Source organism: Faecalibacterium sp. HTF-F, assembly GCF_023347535.1.
In the GTDB taxonomy this organism is placed as follows: domain Bacteria; phylum Bacillota; class Clostridia; order Oscillospirales; family Ruminococcaceae; genus Faecalibacterium; species Faecalibacterium wellingii.
On the sequence record NZ_CP094473.1, the window covers coordinates 1,487,265 to 1,507,881 of the forward strand.

19 protein-coding genes and 1 tRNA gene are annotated in these 20,617 nt (G+C 55.6%); all 20 read right to left on the reverse strand.

Annotation, left to right across the window (positions count from 1 at the left end; translation table 11 throughout):
* Position 1: 1 nt before the first annotated feature.
* Positions 2–1,078: a stage III sporulation protein AE gene (locus MTP37_RS07150; protein WP_249236659.1), complete on the reverse strand. Its 1,077-nt coding sequence runs from the start codon at positions 1,076–1,078 to the stop codon at positions 2–4.
* 376 nt (positions 1,079–1,454) lie between these two features.
* Positions 1,455–1,649 carry a stage III sporulation protein AC gene (gene spoIIIAC / locus MTP37_RS07160; protein ID WP_249236660.1) on the reverse strand — a complete coding sequence of 65 codons (195 nt, stop codon included), beginning with the start codon at positions 1,647–1,649 and terminating at the stop codon, positions 1,455–1,457.
* A gap of 18 nt (positions 1,650–1,667) precedes the next feature.
* Entirely contained in the window at positions 1,668–2,126 is a 459-nt protein-coding gene (locus MTP37_RS07165; protein WP_249236661.1) for a stage III sporulation protein AB, read from the reverse strand.
* Positions 2,123–3,025: an ATPase, T2SS/T4P/T4SS family gene (locus MTP37_RS07170; protein ID WP_249236662.1), complete on the reverse strand. Its 903-nt coding sequence runs from the start codon at positions 3,023–3,025 to the stop codon at positions 2,123–2,125. The genes MTP37_RS07165 and MTP37_RS07170 overlap by 4 nt, the downstream gene beginning before the upstream one ends.
* A 284-nt stretch (positions 3,026–3,309) precedes the next feature.
* Positions 3,310–3,393, reverse strand: a tRNA-Leu gene (locus MTP37_RS07175).
* Between the two features lie 75 nt (positions 3,394–3,468).
* On the reverse strand, positions 3,469–4,986 hold the full coding sequence (locus MTP37_RS07180; protein ID WP_249236663.1) for a nicotinate phosphoribosyltransferase: 1,518 nt from the start codon (positions 4,984–4,986) through the stop codon (positions 3,469–3,471).
* A 203-nt stretch (positions 4,987–5,189) separates the two neighbouring features.
* Positions 5,190–6,704, reverse strand: coding sequence for an IMP dehydrogenase (locus tag MTP37_RS07185; protein ID WP_249236664.1), 1,515 nt, complete (start codon positions 6,702–6,704; stop codon positions 5,190–5,192).
* 573 nt (positions 6,705–7,277) lie between these two features.
* Positions 7,278–8,006 (reverse strand): acyl-[acyl-carrier-protein] thioesterase, encoded by a 729-nt coding sequence (locus MTP37_RS07190; RefSeq protein ID WP_249236665.1) that lies wholly within the window; start codon positions 8,004–8,006, stop codon positions 7,278–7,280.
* 140 nt (positions 8,007–8,146) lie between these two features.
* Complete coding sequence (locus MTP37_RS07195; RefSeq protein WP_249236666.1) at positions 8,147–9,379, reverse strand: ABC transporter substrate-binding protein; 1,233 nt, start codon at positions 9,377–9,379, stop codon at positions 8,147–8,149.
* The gene (locus MTP37_RS07200; protein ID WP_249236667.1) at positions 9,379–10,224 is read right to left on the reverse strand and encodes an ABC transporter permease; all 846 of its coding nucleotides are present in this window, start codon (positions 10,222–10,224) and stop codon (positions 9,379–9,381) included. The genes MTP37_RS07195 and MTP37_RS07200 overlap by 1 nt, the downstream gene beginning before the upstream one ends.
* The gene (locus MTP37_RS07205) at positions 10,224–11,039 is read right to left on the reverse strand and encodes an ABC transporter permease (RefSeq protein WP_249238708.1); all 816 of its coding nucleotides are present in this window, start codon (positions 11,037–11,039) and stop codon (positions 10,224–10,226) included. The genes MTP37_RS07200 and MTP37_RS07205 overlap by 1 nt, the downstream gene beginning before the upstream one ends.
* A 9-nt stretch (positions 11,040–11,048) precedes the next feature.
* Positions 11,049–12,095, reverse strand: a complete 1,047-nt coding sequence (gene potA / locus MTP37_RS07210) for a spermidine/putrescine ABC transporter ATP-binding protein (RefSeq protein WP_249236668.1) — start codon at positions 12,093–12,095, stop codon at positions 11,049–11,051.
* A gap of 317 nt (positions 12,096–12,412) precedes the next feature.
* Positions 12,413–13,408 carry a DUF4340 domain-containing protein gene (locus MTP37_RS07215; RefSeq protein ID WP_249236669.1) on the reverse strand — a complete coding sequence of 332 codons (996 nt, stop codon included), beginning with the start codon at positions 13,406–13,408 and terminating at the stop codon, positions 12,413–12,415.
* 12 nt (positions 13,409–13,420) lie between these two features.
* Positions 13,421–14,854 (reverse strand): Gldg family protein, encoded by a 1,434-nt coding sequence (locus MTP37_RS07220; RefSeq protein ID WP_249236670.1) that lies wholly within the window; start codon positions 14,852–14,854, stop codon positions 13,421–13,423.
* 15 nt (positions 14,855–14,869) lie between these two features.
* Entirely contained in the window at positions 14,870–15,742 is an 873-nt protein-coding gene (locus MTP37_RS07225; protein ID WP_249236671.1) for an ABC transporter permease, read from the reverse strand.
* Positions 15,739–16,713 (reverse strand): ABC transporter ATP-binding protein, encoded by a 975-nt coding sequence (locus MTP37_RS07230; RefSeq protein WP_249236672.1) that lies wholly within the window; start codon positions 16,711–16,713, stop codon positions 15,739–15,741. Before MTP37_RS07230 ends, MTP37_RS07225 begins: the two co-directional genes overlap by 4 nt.
* Before the next feature lie 188 nt (positions 16,714–16,901).
* Positions 16,902–17,102, reverse strand: coding sequence for a 50S ribosomal protein L31 (rpmE, locus tag MTP37_RS07235; RefSeq protein ID WP_005937210.1), 201 nt, complete (start codon positions 17,100–17,102; stop codon positions 16,902–16,904).
* Positions 17,103–17,337: 235 nt separating this feature from the next.
* On the reverse strand, positions 17,338–18,678 hold the full coding sequence (locus MTP37_RS07240; RefSeq protein WP_249236673.1) for a TRAP transporter large permease: 1,341 nt from the start codon (positions 18,676–18,678) through the stop codon (positions 17,338–17,340).
* A gap of 1 nt (position 18,679) precedes the next feature.
* Positions 18,680–19,201 carry a TRAP transporter small permease gene (locus tag MTP37_RS07245; protein WP_097774911.1) on the reverse strand — a complete coding sequence of 174 codons (522 nt, stop codon included), beginning with the start codon at positions 19,199–19,201 and terminating at the stop codon, positions 18,680–18,682.
* A gap of 99 nt (positions 19,202–19,300) precedes the next feature.
* Positions 19,301–20,383 (reverse strand): TRAP transporter substrate-binding protein, encoded by a 1,083-nt coding sequence (locus MTP37_RS07250; RefSeq protein WP_249236674.1) that lies wholly within the window; start codon positions 20,381–20,383, stop codon positions 19,301–19,303.
* Positions 20,384–20,617 lie beyond the last annotated feature (234 nt).

Genomic DNA, 20,617 nt, shown 5'->3' on the forward strand with positions numbered 1-20,617 from the left:
TTCATCCGCCTCCTGTCATCATCAAAAGCCCGACGCCCACCGTCAGCAGTTCAAAATACAATGCTGTGATGGCAGCCATGCATTTTACAGCTTCTGCCATACAATCAAACAACGCCTGACAGCGGCTGTTCGCCGCAAGCCCGCACAAAAGGCTGCAGACTGTGAGGAACGCCAGATGGAGCATCAACTGCACATACAGCGGCAAAAACTCCGCACCGATCACCATGAGCGCCGCAAGGCCCAGACTGCTTTTCAGCAGCCCCATTCCGGTCAGAAAGACCTCTGCCGTATCGCTCAGAGCCTGTCCTATGACCGGCACACTGCCGGTGAACAGCTCTCCGAGCCGCAGCGCCGAACGATCCAACTGCACCGTTATTGCACGCTGCAGCCCCAGTAAAACTGCAAAAAGGCGGCCGGCCCAGCGCAGCCCTTTTTGCAGCAGTACACCTGTGGCGCGGCAGGTGTCGGAAAGTCCTCTCTGGGTACTGATGCAGCACGCCATGCTGACCGCAAGATAGCTTTGCAGCAGCGGACTGATAACTGCGGCCGTGCACTGTGCAAGGAAACACAGCCCTGTCAACAGCAGACCGCTTGCCGCTGCACCGGCATTTGCTTCTCCTCCTGCGGTGAGCACCCCGCTGTAGATCGGAAGGAACCCCAGAAGGTAGTCTTTCCATCCTGTCATCCGCTCGCACACCTGCTGCGCGAGGGTCATCAGGTCGCCCCATAAAAGGGTACCGCACCCTACAGCCGCTGCCAGTTCCAAAAGCGCATTGTCTGCCGCTTCTCCGACCAGAAAAGAAAGCAGGATCAAAAGCAGCAGGAATAGCAGGACATCTGCATAGCAATGCGCCATCTGCCGGATCATTTCCAGCGGAGAAGCCGGCAAAAGGGAAAGCAGCGCTCCGACCGGATCGTGGACAAATGAATCCGCATCCTGCGGCGCAGCATTCAGATAGGGTTGCCAGAGCTCCTGCCCGGGCAGATCCTGCAGCCCGGCCGCCTGCGCACCCGGGACCGCAGACAAAACTCCGCAGACGGCAAGCACAGCAGCGGACGCCTTTTGAAATAATTTCATGCAGCAAGCCCCCAGATCCGTTGACAGATCTCCTCCAGCAAGGGGAATGCCGCTGCCAGAACAAGGAGCCTCCCCGCCAAACCTGTACACCACGCCAGTGAATCTGCGCCTGCTTCTTCACACAGTGTCCGGGCGTAATCCGTAATCAGCAGGATCCCTGCACAGCGCAGCAGACAGGAAAAGGCAGTACCATCCACCCGGCGGCTGAGTGCCCATACTCCCCGCATCAGATCTTGCGCAGCCGCGCCAAGCCTCAGCAGTATAAATACTGCGGCACCGATCGAAAGCAAAAATGCATAAGACGGAGAATCCTTGCGCAGCAAAAGCTGTGCTGCCGCAAAAACGACTGCCGCCCCAAGGATGGAAACGGAGGTACTCATAGCGCAAACAGCGACTTGATGGTGACAAACAGGACGCTGATCTGCTTGACAAGAATGGACAGCACTACGACAAGGCCTGCAAGAGTGGTCATCATGGCCTGATCCTCCCGTCCGGAACGGATCAGCAGCTGATTCAGCACCGCCACAATGATGCCAATGGCTGCAATTTTAAAAACAAGATCGATCTCCAATTCTGCATCCTCCTGCGCTTACAAAAAAATCAGCGCCAGAACAGCTCCTGCCGCAAACCCCAGCCTGCAGGACAGGCCAGCACAGGCGGCTGCTTCCTGCTGAGCCTGCTGCAGAAACGCTTCAAAGCGCGCGGTATAGTAGTCCAGCCGTTCACACTCCTGCGCAGCTTCGCACTGGCCGAGGCCGGAAAAGCATTGTTCAAAGCAAAGCCGCTCCTCGGCGCGGAAGCTTGCAGGCGGCGCGAGAGCCTGCAATTTTTCCGCAGGCGTCAGCAGCCCTTCCTGTATCAGACAGCGGCAGAGCAGCTCCATATCCGGCCTGCGGTATGCCACTTCCTGCCGGATGCGCCGCAGCAATTCCACAGTATGCCGCAGCTGCAGGATATGCTGCTCTTTTCCTGCCTGAAGGGCTGCTCCGGTCAGCCATCCGCACAGCGGAAGCAGCGCTGCTCCCACCCAATGAAACAGTTGGATCATAACTCATCGATCTGCCGGACCCTGCCCGGCTCGGCGCAGCCCTGCAGCAGCACCAGTACACGCAGCATTCCCTGCTGCTGCAAAGCCTTTATCTGCGGTCGTCTGACTGCTTCCTCCGCACTTGCGGCATGAACGCTTGCAATAAAATCCACCCCGCTGAAAAAGCCCTGCTCCAGCGCTGCTGTTTCAGCCAGTGAACCCAGCTCGTCCAGAACGATCACCTGCGGTGAAAGAGTGCGCAGCGCCATCTGCACGGCACGCTCCTTTGGAATGCCGGACAGGGTATCCACTGCGGGTAGCTGCTGATCCGGACCTGAAAGTTCTTGCGGATAAATTTCACCACGCTCGTCCACCACGCAGACTCTCCGCTGCATTCCGGCAAGGCTTTGAACGATCTGCCGCAGAAATGTTGTTTTGCCGCTGTCCGGTTCACCGACTACAAGCATCCCGATAAAATGCCTTTGCAGGATCTCGCAAAGCCTGTCCGGCAGCATCAGAGGAACTGCACGCGCGATCCGCAGATTCAACGACTGCACCTGCTGCAGGATCATCTGCCCGTCGCGGTCCACATAGCGGCCGGCAACTCCGACCCTGCAGCCGGACGGTGTGGTAAGGAACCCCTGCGTCAGTTCGTTCTGATGTGCATGGACCGCACCACCGCACAGAGTGTGAAAGATTTCTTCGAGCTGCAGTTGATCCAGTATGCATTCCCGCAGTGACTGCGGACACTCAGAAAGTTCCTTCAGGCAGACCTGCCGACCTGACATCGTAAGAAAAATGCCATGCCCTGTCCGGAATCGCAGCTCATGGATCTGTGCCGCTGTTGATGTCGGAAGCTGCCCCAAAGGCTGTGCCAGCCACGAAGGCAGCTGCCGTACTGCACGGTAATACTCGTCCACAATTTCTTCCTCCTTTTTGGGGTTGCCAGCTTGCTATGAGTATATGCCTGTCCCGGGCAGATAGAACTGTGGCTTACAAAAAGCACCCCTCGCCCCTTCAGAGCGGAAAGCGCAGGAAAAGTAAAATGCCCGGCCGAAAAAGCCATACATCGCAACAGCCCCGGGGAGCCTGACGGTCCCTCGGGGCTGCTTTAGTATTTCATTTCCTGCAAGTGGGTTATCCGGCGGGTTTTGGGCAAACAAAAAGCACCCGAAATCAAGCGATTTCAGGTGCTTTTTGTCCATGCCGCCGACGGGGGTCGAACCCGTACTCTGTCTCCAGAAAGGGATTTTAAGTCCCTCGTGTCTGCCAATTTCACCACAGCGGCATAAGAAGAGCCACCGTCTTTTCAAACGGCAGCTCTTATAATACAACAGGCTTGCTTTTTTGTCAAGAAAAGCTTTTATACCTTACCGCCGTGCAGCTCTGCATACATCTTGGAACGGCACTCGGCCACAGCCGGCGTCATATTCACATAGTGCTTATGCGGGCATTCCAGACGCAGCTCGCTTTCCCAAGTCTCCTCAGTGAGCTGCTTTGCAATGTAGGCCTTCTTCTCCGCAATAGAGGGCAGCTCAATGGCCAGCTGGCCGTTCAGGATGTGGGGCACCAGCAGCTTTCTGACCTTGGTGGGTGTGATGGTCACGGTGCGCTCGATGGCATCCGAGTCCAGATTGACCATGGTGATGGGTTTGCCGGCCTCGATGACCTCATCATCCATAGCAATCAGGTCGCACTGCGCCTGACCGTTCTCATCGTAGAGACGCCACGGCATCTTCTTGCCCGGAATGATGGCCTTGCTGGCAGAATCCGAGCACTTCATTTTGGGGGTATAGCTGCCATCCGGCTTCTTGACTGCCACCAGCTTGTACACACCACCGAACACGGGGTCGGAAGCGGAAGTGATCAGGTTTTCGCCCACGCCGTAAGAGTCAAAATGAGCGTGTTCGTACAGCTCCATGTTGGCGATCTTCTTCTCGTCCAGACCGTTGGACGCCACCAGCTTGATGTAGGGCTTGCCTGCTGCATCCAGCGCCTTGCGCAGGCGCTTGGAGCCGCGGGCAAGGTCACCGGAGTCGATGCGGGCGCTCTTGACACGACGGTTCGGGTCGTTGGGATATTTTTCGATGAGGTAATCGTCCAGCTTAATGAGGTTGGGCAGACCACTCTCCATAATATTGTAGGTATCCAGCAGCAGGCTGACCGAATCCGGATAGGTATCTGCAAATGCTTTGAAAGCATCGAACTCGGTCGGGAAGAACTCAATAAAGCTGTGCGCCACAGTGCCAACGGCCTTGACATCTGCGCCGAACTTCATCTCCGCCAGACAGTTTGCCGTGCCGACACAGCCGCCCAGAACAGCAGCGTATGCGCCATCGTTGCCAGCGCTCTTGCCCTGTGCGCGGCGGGTGCCGAACTCCATGACGCTGCGGGGCGTATGGGTGTTCAAGCCGGTGACACGGGTGGCCTTGGTCGCGATCAGGCTGTGGAAGTTCATGGTCTGCAGCAGGTAGGTCTCGATCAGGATCGCACCCACAAGGTCGCACTCAATGCGTACCATCTGCACATGCGGGTAGGCCACCGTGCCCTCGGGCAGTGCATACATGTCACCCTTCCACTGATAAGTGCGCAGATACTCACAGAATTCCTCGCTCATGCCCTTGGTGCGCAGCCACCAGATATCCTGTGCATTGAAATGATAATTCAGCAGAAAACGGGTCAGCTTACGCTGACCGGCACTGATGGAGTAGCCCTGATTGTCCGGGTTCTTGCGGAAGAACATATCGAACACCAGTGTAGTATCCTTGAATCCGTGCAGGAAAAGGCAGTTGGCCATAGTAAATTCGTAAAAATCCACGACCATTGCGGGGTTGTCGTAGTCCTCATCCGGGATGTAAGGCACAACCTTGATTTCGTCCATGAATAGTATCCTCTCTTCTTTGCACCTGACAAAGGCTTCCTCCGGCCTTTGCCGTTCCTCTTCCTTGTGGGAAGGTTTGCATGCCTGCCTGTCTTGACAGTGCGTTTCTATCATGATATCACCAAATGCGGGCTTGTTCAAGAGTTTTTATGCAAAAAACCGCCCATGCCAGACGGCACAGGCGGCTTTGCAATCAAAAAAGCTTAGCCATTGATGATGTTGGGGGTAGCATTCTTGAGCACGACATCGTGGCTGCCGCCCTCCACAATGGAGGTGGAAGAAACAACCGTCAGCTTGGCCTTCTGCTGCAGCTCGGGAATGGACAGGGCACCGCAGTTGCACATGGTGCTCTTGACCTTGTACAGAGTGGTCTGCACGCCATCAGCCAGAGGGCCGGCATAGGGCACGTAGCTGTCCACGCCTTCCTCAAAGCTCAGCTTGGTGGAGCCGCCCAGATCGTAGCGCTGCCAGTTGCGGGCACGGTTGGAACCTTCGCCCCAGTACTCCTTCATATACTGGCCATTGATGCGAACCTTGTTCGTGGGGCTCTCGTCAAAGCGGGCGAAGTAGCGGCCCAGCATGACGAAGTCGGCACCCATAGCCAGAGCCAGCGTGATGTGATAATCGTGAACGATACCGCCATCGGAGCAGATCGGCACATAGATACCGGTCTCCTTGAAGTACTCGTCACGAGCCTTTGCTACCTCGATGACAGCGGTAGCCTGACCGCGGCCAATGCCCTTGGTCTCGCGGGTGATGCAGATGGAGCCGCCGCCAATGCCGATCTTTACAAAGTCTGCGCCTGCCTCGGCCAGGAAGCGGAAGCCCTCGGCGTCCACAACGTTGCCTGCACCCACCTTGACGGTATCGCCGTAATGCTCACGGATCCAGCCAATGGTGCGGCTCTGCCACTCGGAATAGCCCTCAGAAGAGTCGATGCACAGCACATCCACACCGGCTTCCACCAGTGCAGGCACGCGCTCGGCATAGTCGCGGGTGTTGATGCCGGCACCCACCACATAGCTCTTGTTGGCGTCCAGCAGCTCGTTGGCGTTCTTCTTGTGAGAATCGTAGTCCTTGCGGAACACCATATATTTCAGGTTACCCTCAGCATCCACCAGAGGCAGCGTGTTGATCTTGTTGTCCCAGATGATGTTGTTGCAATCGTGCAGAGAGGTATTCTCCGGGGCAGTGACCAGCTTTTCAAGCGGGGTCATGAAGGTGGTGACAGGGGCATCATCCGGGGTGTGGTTGATGCGGTAGTCACGAGATGCCACAATGCCCAGCAACTTACCGTTGGGCGTGCCATCGGCGGTAATGGCAATGGTGGAGTGGCCGGTGCGTGCCTTCAGCTCCAGCACATCGTGCAGGGTGGCAGTGGGGGCCAGATTGGAGTCGGACACGACATAACCAGCCTTGAAGCTCTTGACGCGGCGCACCATAGCGGCTTCGTTTTCGATGCTCTGAGAACCGTAGATGAAGGACACACCGCCCTGACGAGCCAGTGCAATGGCCAGCTTATCGCCGGAGACCGACTGCATGATGGCGCTAATCATGGGGATATTCATCTGCAGAGGGCACTCTTCCTGACCCTTGCGGTACTTGACCAGAGGGGTCTTGAGGCTGACAGCAGTGGGAACGTTTTCAGCGGAGGAATAGCCGGGGATCAGCAGGTATTCACCGAAAGTGCGGGAAGGTTCTTCATAGAAATAAGCCATGTTCAAACTCCTTTTCTCTCAACGCATCAAAAACGGAAACAGCAAAAGCATAAAACGAATTTCATGTTTGCGGTGTATAAATTGATTGAATATACTTTACCACAAAGACAGCCAGAATACAAACCCCTGCCGCGCCAAACTTTGTAAATGTCCTTTGCGGAAAAACAGACAAATTGACCACCAAAACGAGGTAAGGTCATACTTTCCTGTGCGGAAAATCATTTTGAGGGTGCAGAGGATGCAAAAAAGCTCGTCCAGAACGGACGAGCTTTTTTGCACACGAAGCGGGATACCGCCTGTGCGGCACATGGCTCACGAACTGTGAAGGAGAACAGTCGGAGGAGGAGAACCTGTGCCCGATATCCCTAAAACAAGAAGAAAAAGATTTCACACTCAGCTGGGCTTGTGCCCTTGCTGTAACCATATTGTAACTCTTTTGAAACCAATTTGCAATAGCTTTTCTGTAATTTCTTTGTAATAATTTTTGAACTTTTTGTGGACAGAAAAAATCCCCTTCTCAGATCTCCCTTTGGGAGCAGCTGGCGCTGCGCGTTCACCGGCAGTATTTCTTTTTTACTTTTCCAGCTCCAGATAGCATTCAAAGCTGGTCTGGCCGTTATGCCTGCCGATAACATACCAGCCGTCTGCGGAGGGCGCATAAAGCACTTCTACCGTCTCCCCCAGAGGAATTTCCCGGTGATAATTGATAGAGGCAAAGGTAACAGGGGCCTTGCGCACTATTTCCAGCGGCAGGGCGTCGCAGACAAGATCCAGATAGAAGGCATTGTTCAGGTGGCCGTTCAGGTCGCACTGGGAATAATGCACTGTCCACTCCCCTGCGCTGATCAGACCGTCCTTGCACTTATGCAGCAGCAAAGGAAGTTCGTCCTCTACGGTGTCGTTCCAGAAACCTTCCACCGTCCAGCCCGGCTCCCGCAGGATGCGGCCCTCCGTAAGGCTGGCCACGATCCAGCGGCAATCCACCATTGCCACCTCTTTGCCCTCGGCATCGGTAAGGGTGGTGATGCGTTTGACGGAACCGTGTTTGCTGACCTGCGCCCGGGAGGTAAGGGTCAGCGTTTCGGCACGCTGCGGCACACGGCTGAACTTCAGAGCCTGTTTGCCCACCAGAAAGGCCACGCCGCGATCTTTGAAGAACCGGTCATCCATCCCAAAGGCGCGGGCGTGGTCTGACGAAACCTGCTCCACATAGCGCAGCAGAGCGCTGGGCTTGAGCAGGCTGCGGAAGTCTGCATCCGCATTCATAACGGTCATCGTTTCCGTGTAAAAATATTGTTCCATGGTTTTCCCTCTTTCTATAAAAAAGGCTGCCGCACCTTGTTCTGTGCAGCAGCCTCCTTTGCGTTCAGAACCTGTTTTCGTAAGCAGTATTGGCTCAAAAGGCCCTTCATGCAGTGGGCAATACTTATGAAAACGATTCCTCAATACTGATTGCGGGCACGCCTGCGCACCTTGCGCCAGATGTTAAAGCAGGCCAGCGCCACCATCGCTGCCAGCAGCGCAAGGAACAGCAGACTGCTGCCACCTTCGTCGTAGCTCTTCATTTCGCTCCACTTTACATCCAGTTCGCTGTTCACATCGTCGCTCAGGGCGGTGAACACCTTTTCCTTAGCGGCAGCTTCCTCCGGCGGATAAGCGATCTCGCTCTCCTTCAGATCCTCGTCCAGCACCTCCCACACATCATGCATGGGGGTGGTGTAGCCAATGTACTCGGCGTTTGCCTTGCCGATATCTGTCTCGCACATGAAGTTGATGAACATTTCTGCAGCTTCCTGATGCTCACTGGCAGCAGGAATGGCCATGCAGTCCACAGACAGCACGCTGCCCTCCTCCGGGAACACCCATGCAAGGTCGGGGTTGTCATCGATCATGGTGATGGCATCGCCGGAGTAGTACACGCCGATGGCTGCCTCGCCGCCGATCATCTTATCGAAGATCTCGTCCATGACGTATGCCTGCACCAGCGGCTTCTGCGCCTTGAGTTCCTCCACCACCTCGTCCACTTCTTCGGTGGACTGCGGGTTGATGTTGTGGCCGCTCTTAAACGCAGCAATGGCGTAGGCATCGCGGCTGTTGTTGAACATCAGGATATTGCCTGCGTACTGCTCGTCCCACAGATCAGCCCAGCTGGTGGGTGCTTCGTCCACCATGGTGGTGTTATAAATGATGCCGGTGGTACAGAGCATGTAGGGCACGGTGTAGGCATTCTGCGGATCGTAATCCGGATCTATATATTCCTGATCGATCTTTTTGAAGTTCGGGATATTGTCGTAGTTCAGAGGCTTGAGCATCCCCTCAGCGATCATTTTCGCCACCATGTAATCCGACGGAATGACCACATCGTAGTCGGCTGCGCCGGACTTGAGCTTGGCGTACATGGATTCGTTGGAGTCAAAGGTGGTATAGTTCACCTTGATGCCGGTGAGCTGCTCAAACGCAGACACCACATCCACGCTGTCGTCCGAACCGTTGGAGATATACTCGCCCCAGTTGTAAACGTTGATGGCGACATTCTGGCCCTTGAAGCGGGTCCAATCGTAATCATCCGATACCGAGACATCCTCCGTGACTTCGATGGTGCCGGCAGCAAAGGCAGGCAGTGCACAGCAGACCGTCATTGCCAGCGCCAGCAGCAAAACAGCAAAACGTTTCATCACACGCCCTCCCCTCTCAGCGCCTTCTGATCGCGGCGGTAATTGCGGCTTTCCATTGCATTGGAGAACAGGATGATGCACAGAATGACCACAAACATAATGGTGGACAGTGCATAGATCTCCGGGCTGACCTTTTTACGGGTCATGGAATAGATGGCAATGGGCAGGGTCTCCACCGTGCCGCAGTTGAAGTAGGAGATCATAAAATCGTCGATGGAGTAGGTCAGGCAGATCAGGAAAGCGGACAGGATGGCCGGGCTGATCTCCGGCAGAATGACCTTGAAGAAGGCCTGTCTGGGGTCACAGCCAAGATCCAGCGCAGCCTCATACAGCTTGATGTCCAGCTGCTTGAGCTTGGGCGTCACGTTGAAGATAACATATGGCACATTGAACGCGATATGTGCAATGAGCAATGTCGGGAAGCCCATGATGGTATCCGGCAGCCATGAGACGCCGCCGGCGAAGCGCTGGTAGGCTACGAACAGCAGCATGAGCGAAATGCCGGTGATGATCTCCGGGTTGACCACCGGGATATAGGTGATGTTGGTGACGACAAGGCGGCTCTTGCGGCCCATGGACGCAATGCCCAGACTTGCCGCTGTACCCAGCACAGTGGCAATGACCGCGGAGATCAGAGCCACTTCCAGCGAGACCAGCAGCGCATGCAGGATAGCGGAGTTGTGCAGCAGGCTGGAGTACCACTTGAGGGTAAAACCGGTAAAGAGCGAATAGCCCTTGGACTGGTTGAAGCTGAATACGATCATGTATGCGATGGGCAGATACATGAAGCAGAAAAACAGAATGATATAGACACGCTGCATCAGGCGCAGATGTTTCGTTTTCATCAGGACACGCCCTCCATTTCATCTTCATCAAAGCTGGAGGTAAAGCTCATGCACAGCAGCACAATGATCATCAGTACAAGGCTCATAGCAGAGCCTACGTTCAAGTTGTAGCTGTTGCCCAGAAACTGCATTTCGATCAGATCACCAATCAGCAGATTGGAACCGCCGCCCAGCATACGACTGATGACAAAGGTGGACACCGCCGGGACAAACACCATGGTGATGCCGGTGCTGATGCCGGGCACGCTCATGGGGATGAGTACCCGCACAAGGGTCTTGGTGGTAGAAGCGCCCAGATCCTGCGCAGCTTCCACAAGGCTCTGGTCGATCTTGGTCATGCTGGTGTACAGCGGCAGGATCATATAGGGCACATAGTTATACACCATGCCAAGCACCACCGCGCCGGAGGTGTTGAGCATATTGAAGGGGCCAAGGCCGAACACGCCCAGCACGGCATTCACGGGGCCGTTGACACTGAGCAGGCCCATCCATGCATAGGTCCGCAGCAGGAAGTTCATCCACATGGGCAGCATGACCAGCATGAGCATGATGTGCTGTTTGTTCACCCGCAGGCGGGAAAGAAAATAGCCCACCGGGAACGCAATGACCAGACAGATGACCGTGGCAATGAGGGCCAGCAGCAGGCTGCGGGCAAACACCGAGCCGTAGCCGCTGATGGAGGTGAGGTTATCCAGCGTAAAGGCGCCGTTTGCATCGGTGAACGCATAGTACACAACGATAATCAGCGGCACCACCGTGAACAGCACCATCCATACAAAGTAGGGATAGGCCAGTTTTTTATCGTAAATCTTCATCATCGCGGCTCACCCCTCCGAACGCGCCATGATATGGATCTCGTTGGGGCCGATGCGCATACCAATGGTCTCACCGGGTGTGCAGGCGCGGGTGGAGTGGATGAGCCATTCACGGCCCTCGCATTCCACATGCATTTCAAAGTGGACACCCTTGAAAATGACGTCGTTCACAACGCCTACCAGCTGGCCTTCCACAGGCGATACCACCTCGATATCCTCGGGGCGCACTACCACCTGCACGCTCTGCTCGCGGGCAAAGCCGCGGTCCACACAGGGGAAGTCCACGCCGGAGAATGACACCAGAAAATCCCGGTGCATCACACCGTCCACAATGTTGGAATCACCGATAAAGTCTGCCACAAAGGCGTTCTTCGGTTCATTATAAATATCCTCGGGTGTGCCGATCTGCTGCACCTTGCCGCCGTTCATGACCACAACGGTGTCGGACATGGTCAGGGCTTCTTCCTGATCGTGGGTGACATAAACAAAGGTAATGTTCATTTCACGCTGCAGGCGCTTGAGCTCCAGCTGCATTTCCTTGCGCAGCTTGAGATCCAGCGCACCGAGGGGTTCGTCCAGCAGCAGGATCTCCGGCTCGTTCACCAGACTGCGGGCAATGGCAACGCGCTGCTGCTGACCACCGGACATCTGGCTGATGCTGCGGCGCTCGAAGCCTTTCAGGCCCACGACTTCCAGCATATTGCGCACCTTGCGGCGGATGGTCTCTTCGTCCAGCTTTTTCAGACGCAGGCCAAAGGCCACGTTCTCGAACACATTCAGGTGCGGGAACAGTGCATACTTCTGGAAAACGGTATTCACCGGGCGCTTATAGGGCGGCACGCCGGTGATGTCCTCGCCTTTCAGCAGTACTTTGCCGGCATTCGGCTCCAGAAAACCCGCGATCAGGCGCAGAGTGGTGGTTTTGCCGCAGCCGGAGGGACCCAGCAGAGTCACGAACTCTTTGTCATGGATGTCCAGATTCAGCCCATCCAGAATGCGCTGACCATCAAATTCCACTACGATATCACGCAGTGAAACGATCACCGAGTTGTCCATATTTTACTACATCCTCCTTGTAACTCAGATACGAAAAAAGACAGGGCTCTGCCCCATCTCTCGTACCAGGGCGACTGGGAGTCTGCTTGCCCAACCATCGCACTTTGGCGGTAAAAGCAGACTCGACCCCGCACAACCTCCATGACGAACCTTAAAAATATAAAAACATTGCGCAGTTATTCTACCCTGTCCCGTCTATCTTAATCAATCTTTGCTGAAAAGTCAATCACTCTGCCGCTGTTTGCCGAAACTTTACACGCTGCAACAAAAAAACATACGCCGCAGCGGAGTTTCCGCATACGGCGTACATGGATTTTTCATTCTGTTTTCAGCTCGGCAGCTGTTATCAGAAGGGCCTGCACAGTGTCAAGGTCAACCGCATAGACGGAGCTGTCCCCATCCACCATCATCCAGCAGCCGTCTGCATTTTCGGCGTAGTGGAGGGTCACGCTCCCATCGGCAGAGGCGGCCCGCACCGTTGCAAGGGATGCATCAAAGCCGTAAGCGGCAGGATCAGCATTCGTCACCTGCGCCGAGACGTATCCGCCAAGGGCTGACAGGATGCTCTGCAGCTTGGCTTCGTCCAATTCAGCCGCCGGGTCCTCGGTCAGCCGCCAGACCGTCTGGTAGGCAGTGAAAGCAGCGGCGCTTTCGGAAGAAGTATCTGCTGAATTGCTGTCCGTTTCCGCCGTTTCCGATACGGCTGTCAGAGAGAGTGTTCCTGCATCTGTTGCGATGGAGACGCTCTCCAGCGCAGAAGCTGTGAATCCTGCCGGGTTGAACACGCCAAAGAGATCCGCTTTAGTCTGTTCAAAGCAGGCTGCCTTGTTGCCGGAGACGGTGTAAATGGCATCATCTCCGGTTTTTTGCACGTACAGATCCCCTGTGACAGGTTTCTGGCTGCCAAAGGCAAAGGTATTCGTCTCGCCTGCCGCTGTTACCGTGACCGTAACGGCCGGGTCTGCAAGGCCGTAGTCCTCACCGGGCTGAGAGGCGAGCTGACGCTTGGCATTCAGAGATGCCAGCGCTGTGACCATGGTGTTGCAGGCAGATGCATCCAGGTGATAGCCCGGGTCACCCGCCAGCGTCCAGCTTCCGGAATCACAATTCAGGGTAATCGTCTCATTCTGATAAGTGTACCGGATCTGCTCTGCATCACCCGCCGCAAAAGAAGAAAGCACAATGCTGCCTTCTGCGGCAGCGCTGGACGCTGCTTCTTCTGCAGCATTGCTGCGGGTGATGAGCCACAGCAGCCCGCCCAGCACAAGCACCATTGCCAGAAGGACGGTCAAAGTACGCTGTTTCGTTTTCATGCTGCGGCCTCCTTATCTGCGGCGGCGCAGCAGCACGAACACGGCACCCGCAATGAGCACCGCTGCAGGCAGCACGAACACGAACACCATGGCCAGCGCCATGGAAGTGGAAGCTGCCACTGTGATGGGGGCTGCTTCCAGTGCTTTTGTATCGATGAGCATGCTCTGTCCCACCAGCGCAGCGGCGCAGCTCTGCAGGAAGGTCAGGTTGCCCGGGATGGACTGGTATACCTGCTCACTGTCCACATTGGGGCAGCCCACCCAGATCACCTCCGAACCGGCAGACTCATTGCGTGCCCACGCGGCCAGCGCAAAGGGGCCGTCCGTATCGCCGGATTCTTTGGCAGTGGTGGCCGCCTCATTATAGTTCAGCTTGCTGTAGGCGTTCCCGGTGGTGTTCAGCAGGGGTTCTGCCGTAACGCCGTCCGTTTCGGCAATGGTGATGCCCTGTGCCACCGAAAGCATTACATGGGTATTCTGGCTCACGCCGTCCAGAACGGTGCTTTCGTCATCGTTGGAGGCGTGATCCGGAAACAGCGAATACGGGTAGCCGTACAGTGCATGGCCTGCATCGCCCTCCACCACGATGCCCGGCTCACGGGCAAGGCCGAACTGCGCCATTACGGCGTCCAGATTCGGCGTATCGACAAAGGCACTGGTCATCAGCAGCACTTTGCCGCCGTTTTCCAGATAGGCCTGCAGCTGCGCGATCTCGTCCACAAGACCCTCGGAGGCAAAATCCGAAGCGGGCGCATTGATGATCAGCAGCCCGCAGTCCTCCGGGATGGTGCCTGTGAGCAGATCCAGCGGCTGCAGGTCGATATTCTGGGCTTCCAGCGCTTCGGTCAGCGAGGAAGTAGGGGCCTGCTCACCGTGGTTGGTGGTGTAGAAGGCATGGCTTTCTGCCCCAGAGGTCAGCTTGTAGATGGCCGAACTGATCTGCTTTTCGCCTGCAAACGTCACATTTGCAGAGCCGGTGGTGTAGTAATCGGAGTAGTCGTATTCGTAGAGCTCAGCGGCGTCCAGCACCACGCTGTTCTCGCCGCTGACCACGATCAGGCTGCCGGTGGATACATTCTCTGCACCGTACTGGGACGCAAAGGCCGGATAGAGGGTGGGGTCTTTCTGTTCCCAGTGGAAACGGCTGCTCTCATCGGCATAATGATCCAGCAGCTTGCTCACAATGGCGTCTTCGCTGCCGGTCTCGCAGAGGTAGTAGACCGTCACATCCTGATCAAGGCTCTGCATCAGCTGTCTGGAGCTGTCGCCCAAAGTGTACATCTTGGCGGCAGAGAGATCGAACTCGGTGTACTTAGACGGGATCGCACCTACCAGCAGGTTGACCAGCACCGCCAGTACGATCGCTGCCGCCAGAATGGCCGTGGAATACAACCCGCTGCGGAATACTTTGCCGTTTGCGGAGGAAGTGAGCTTGAATTTTTTCATATCATTGTCCTCCTCTCAGTTCCAGCGGCGTTTTTCCAGCCCCTGCGCCGTAAAAAACAGAAACAGTACGATCACGGTGAGGTAATACACCAGCGTCGGAATGGAAAAGCTGTTGTTGACGAACTCTTCAAAGGGAGTGAACAGACACAGCGCGCTGAGCACTGCGCTGAAGGCTTCGGTCAGCCAGCTGCTTTGCAGCAGGAACAGTGCCGTCAGCACCACACAGCAGCCTGCAAAGGTCAGACAGCCCAGCGTGAAGCTGCGGGTGCGCAGACCAGCCACCACACTGAGCACTGCCGCGATCGCGGTAAACAAGGCCAACGCCACCGCGCTGCCGGCAGTAAACAGGTTGCGCAGGCTGGGCATCATATAGGCCAGCAGCAGTGCAGCCACACCTGCCACGGCGGCAATGATCTGGTTCTCGGTCAGACTGGAAAGAAACACGCCGATGGCAATGGCCGCACAGCCCATAAGAAAATAACAAAGCAGTGCAGCAAAATTTGCCGCTGTAGCAATGCCGGATGCACCCAGTGCAGCCAGTACCAGGATCATGACTGTATCCACAAGGCACGGCAGCGCAAAAATGACACACAGTGCCAGAAACTTGCCCAGCACGATGCCCCACACGGATACTGGACTTGTGAGCAGCAATTGGTCGGTGCGGGTGCGGCGTTCCTCCGCAAAGCAGCGCATGGTCAGCACCGGGATATACAAAAGCAGCACAAAAACCGTGCGGTACAGCGTATAGTAACCAAAATCCGTCAGGCCATAGCCCAGATTCAGGGCTATAAAATAGATGGCCGTTGCCGCCAGCATAAAGGCTGTGAGCACATAGCCGATCATGCCATGAAAGCTGCTGCGGACCTCGCGTTTGAAAATGGCGATCATTCAGCCTTTCCCTCCTCTTCTTCATCGTTTTGATCGGACTCGCCCTCGGTCAGGGCAAGGAAGATCTCTTCCAGCGTCCTGCTCTCGGCGGCAAGGGCCAGCACCGTGCATCCGGCCCGCGAAAGAGCCCGGGATACCTCAGCACGGCGATCGGCAGCATCCACGCTTTCTGCGGTAAAAGTCACCTGACCGTCAGCTTCACTTTCCAGCGCCACCCTGCGGATGCCCGGAATCTCACCCACTGCTTTGAGCACGGCCTTGCCTTCGCCCAGCACGGTAGCGTGCAGCCGGCTGCCGGAATCCAGCATACCGGCCAGCTGTTCCGGTGCGCCCACCGCCACCAGATGCCCCTTGGACAGGATCAGTACCTGACTGCACACCGCCTGCACCTCGCTGAGGATGTGGCTGGACAAAATGACCGTATGGGTCTTGCCCAGTTCCTGAATGAGTCTGCGGATCTCAATGACCTGCGCAGGGTCAAGGCCTACGGTGGGCTCATCCAGAATGATGAGCTGCGGCGCACCCAGCAGTGCCTGCGCAATGCCCACACGCTGGCGGTAGCCCTTGGACAGGCTGCGGATGAGCCGGGGCAGAACATCCTCCAGCCCGGTGCGGCGGGCGGCGCGCAGCACCTGTTCTTTGCGCTCTGCTTTCTTTTTGATGCCCTTGAGCTCTGCCGCAAAGTCCAGATACTCCTGCACGGTCATTTCCGGATAGAGCGGCGGCTGCTCGGGCAGGTAGCCCACACAGGCCTTGGCCTGCTGCGTCTGTTCCGGCAAACTAAAGCCCGCCACCTTTACTTCGCCGCTGGTGGGTGCAAGGTAGCCGGTGAGGATATTCATAATCGTAGATTTTCCGGCGCCATTGGGCCCCAGCAAGCCGAAGATCTGACCGTCCCCCACTGTAAAGGACAGATCCTCAATGGCAGGGTGTGTGCCGTATTTTTTGCTCAGATGAGATACTTCGATCACAGCAAACGCTCCTTTATTCGTCTAATTCAATGCTGGTATATTTTAGACGGAAAATGTGTAAAAATTGAGACAATCCTGTGGTGAGAGGCCAAAAGAATTCTTAAGAATCATTAAATCTGCATTTTTGTATACAAAATAAAACAAAAAAGCACCGTCTCCCGAAGGAAACGGTGCTCAGAAAACCATAATTACTTACGGCCGAAACGCTTGTTGAAGCGCTCAACACGTCCGCCGCTGTCAACCAGCTTCTGCTTGCCAGTGTAGAAAGGATGGCACTTGGAGCAAACTTCGACGTGGATCTCAGGCTTGGTGGAACGAGTCTTAATGACGTTGCCGCATGCGCAGGTGATGGTGCAGTCAACGTAGTTCGGATGGATACCCTGTTTCATTCTTTTCACCTCATTTCTGGTTCTGACTTATCGGGGCCATATTGTAAATGTATGTGCCCATCACAACCTTCAATATCGGCTACCCCGTCGAGCGGCCTTGGAAACGATTGCCTTACTATTATAGCACGATTCCGACAGAATGCAAGAGGGAAAATAAAGTTTTTTTGCATACAAAAAAGCCCCCTGCACTTTCATGCAGAGGACTTTTGCAGTTTTGCCTTACACCGTCAGGCCATCAGTGGATGAACACCGGGCCCAGCGGGTTGGTGATGGGGCTGACGTAGCCGCCCAGCAGCTTGGGGATCGCCAGGCTGATATCGGGCACGAAGGTCAGCAGCAGCAGTGCAACGAACATGCACAGGTAGAACGGCAGGGTCGCCTTGACGACCTTTTCCATCGGGCGCTTTGCAACGGCAGAGCCGATGAACAGCACAGCGCCGACAGGAGGAGTCAGCAGGCCGATGCCGCAGTTCAGGACCACGATGATACCGAACTGAATGGGATCGATGCCGATGGAGGTTGCGATGGGCAGCAGGATGGGGGTAGCGATCAGGATAATGGGAGCCATATCCATGATGCAGCCCAGAACCAGAATGATCAGGTCAATCAGCAGAGCAATGATGTAGGGGTTATTAGTGACGCTGGTGATGGCATTTGCAGCCAGATCCGGCACATGCAGCATGGTCAGGCAGTTGCCGAAGACCGCAGAGGTAGCAATCAGGATCAGCACGATGGACAAAGTGTTCACGCACTCATCCAGTGCATACCAGACGCCCTTCCAGTCCAGACCCTTGTAGATGAACACCGACACGAACAGAGAATAGATAACTGCAATAGCTGCAGATTCGGTAGCGGTGAACACACCGCCAACAACGCCGAACACAACGATGACAACAGCGGCCAGTGCCCAGATGGAAGTGCCCAGCTGCTTAACGAAGCCCTTGATGCTGAACGGAGAGCCCTTGGGATAATTCTCCTTGACCGAGATGATGTAGGAACCGATCATCAGGACGATGGCCAGCAGAGCGCCGGGCAGATAACCTGCCAGGAACAGGCTGCCGACCGAGATGCCGCCGGCAGTGGTGGCATAAATGACCATATTGTGGCTCGGAGGAACCAGCAGGCCCTCGCAGGAGGAGGTGATGGTAACAGCGGTGGAGAAGTCGGCGTCGTAGCCCTGATCGACCATCATGGGGATCATGATGGAACCGATGGAAGCGGTATCTGCAGATGCAGAACCGGAAATGCCGCCGAAGAAGTAGGAGGCAACGATGTTGACCATTGCCATGCCGCCGCGCATCCAGCCCACGCAGGCGTCAGCCAGAGCAATCAGCTTTTCAGAAATACCGCCGGAGCCCATGAGCACACCCATGGTGATGAAGAACGGCACGGCCATCAGGCTGAAGGACGAGATGCCCTTGACCATCAGACGGCAGACATCGGTCAGTGCCTGTCCCTGCACCATCAGGCACAGCACGCTGGAAAGACCAACGGCGTATGCAATGGGGAAACGCAGGAAGATCATTACAAAGAAGCTGACAAGAAGGACAATGATTGCCAGTGTCTGAACTGTCATATTACACTTCCTCCTTTACAAAAATGCTCTTGATGTGGTTGTACAGTGCCTCGATCTCGAAGATGATCATGGCAACACCGGCCAGAGGCACCGGGAAGTACATCCAGAAGCGGCTCAGCCAGGGCATGGACACGTAGAAGCCACGGCCGCCCAGAGTAGTGGCATAGTTCCAGCCGACCACCATCATGATGACGCCCAGAATGCACACGGCGAGGTCGGCCAGAATATCCAGCACCTTGACGGCGATCTTGGGCAGATACACGTCAAACGCAGTCATGCGGATATGGGCGCCGCGGCGGATGGCCAGAGCAGCACTCAGCACAGCCATGTAGCTCATGCAGGTCAGCACAACTTCTTCCGACCATGCCGGGTCCGGGATGAACGAGACGTAACGACCGATGACCGACATGGTAGTGATGAGGATATCTGCGATCAGCAGCAGCTTGCAGATAAACAGAACCACTTTGTAGGTGATGTCGTACGCCGGCTTGATCTTATCCAGAGTGGTAAAGATTTTCGGCATATGAATTCCTCCATATAAAAAACCCGGCAGGTCTGCGGGCGTATCCCGTAGTCCCCCGCCGGGCTATGTACTATCTCAGAACAGGAAAGGCTTTTTCAATTATGCCTTCATGTCCAGCAGCTGCTGATACAGCTCAGCCTGATCGGAGGTGTTCTCGCTGATGACCTTAGCGCAGGCCTCCTGCCAGGGTGCCTTGTCGTCAACATCCACAACATTGCAGCCGGAGCTCTTCAGCTCCTCCAGAACCTTGTTCTCAGCGGTCTCGGACAGGTCTGCATTGAAGGCCTGCGTATCAGCACCAGCCTCCATGATGGCAGCCTGCTGGTTCTCGGTCAGCTTGCCCCATGCGTTATCGGTGATAACAGCCTGAACAGCACCCAGAGTGTGGCCGTCCAGGATCAGGTTGTTGGCAACCTCGGGGAATGCATTGGACTTGTAGTTTGCGATGGGCTGCTCAGCACCATCCACAACACCGGTCTGCAGTGCGCTGTACAGCTCACCGAAGGAAACGACGGTGGGGTTAGCGCCCAGACCCTCGACCAGGCCGTTCATGACGGGGTCGTTGGACACGCGCAGCTTCAGGCCCTTGAAATCATCAATGCCGGAAACAGGGTTGACCGTGAAGAAGTGACGGAAGCCCTCTTCGCCGTAGAAGACACCACGAACGGGCAGGCCCAGCTCCTGAGGCTCGTTCAGGAACTCAGGTGCCAGATCGCTGTTGGCAAAGTTCCAGAAGTGTGCGCGGTTCTCGAAGGTGAAGGGAATGGACAGCAGCTTGGACTTGTTGCAGCCGTAGCTGGTCAGTGCAAAAGCGGAGATACGGCTCATATCGATGGAGGTAGAACCGCCCAGGATTGCGTCCAGAACGTCGTTCTCAGAGCCCAGAACACCGGAAGCCTGCACATCGATGACGACGGAACCGCCGGTCAGCTCTTCCACCTTCTCCTTGAAGTGGGTAGCGGTCTGGCCAACGATGGTGTCCAGCGGGTTGACCTCGGCGTAAACCAGAGTCACCTTGGGATCGTTTGCAGCAGCAGTAGCATCACCGGCAGCGGAAGCAGCTGCAGAAGAAGCGGTGGATGCAGCAGTAGAGCTGCTGGAACCGCCGCATGCGGTCAGAGCAGCAGCAGCGGCAGCGGCACCTGCGACTGCCAGAAAGCTACGACGAGAAATCTTTTTCATAAGTAAGTCCTCCTTAAATCTCCCGAACAGCACGGCCTGCACAGGGCCCGGATGCTGTTCATTTACTGTACACACTTTAGCAAATTTTTTTAACTGAAACAAGGGCTTTCAAAAAATGTCCTGTTTTTTGAAAAAATGTCAGAATTTCTTTTGTGAAAAACGCCAAACGCTTTACTTTTTGTTTGTGCACCTTCTCCTAATATATGGATACATTCATGTATTCAATAGAAAAAC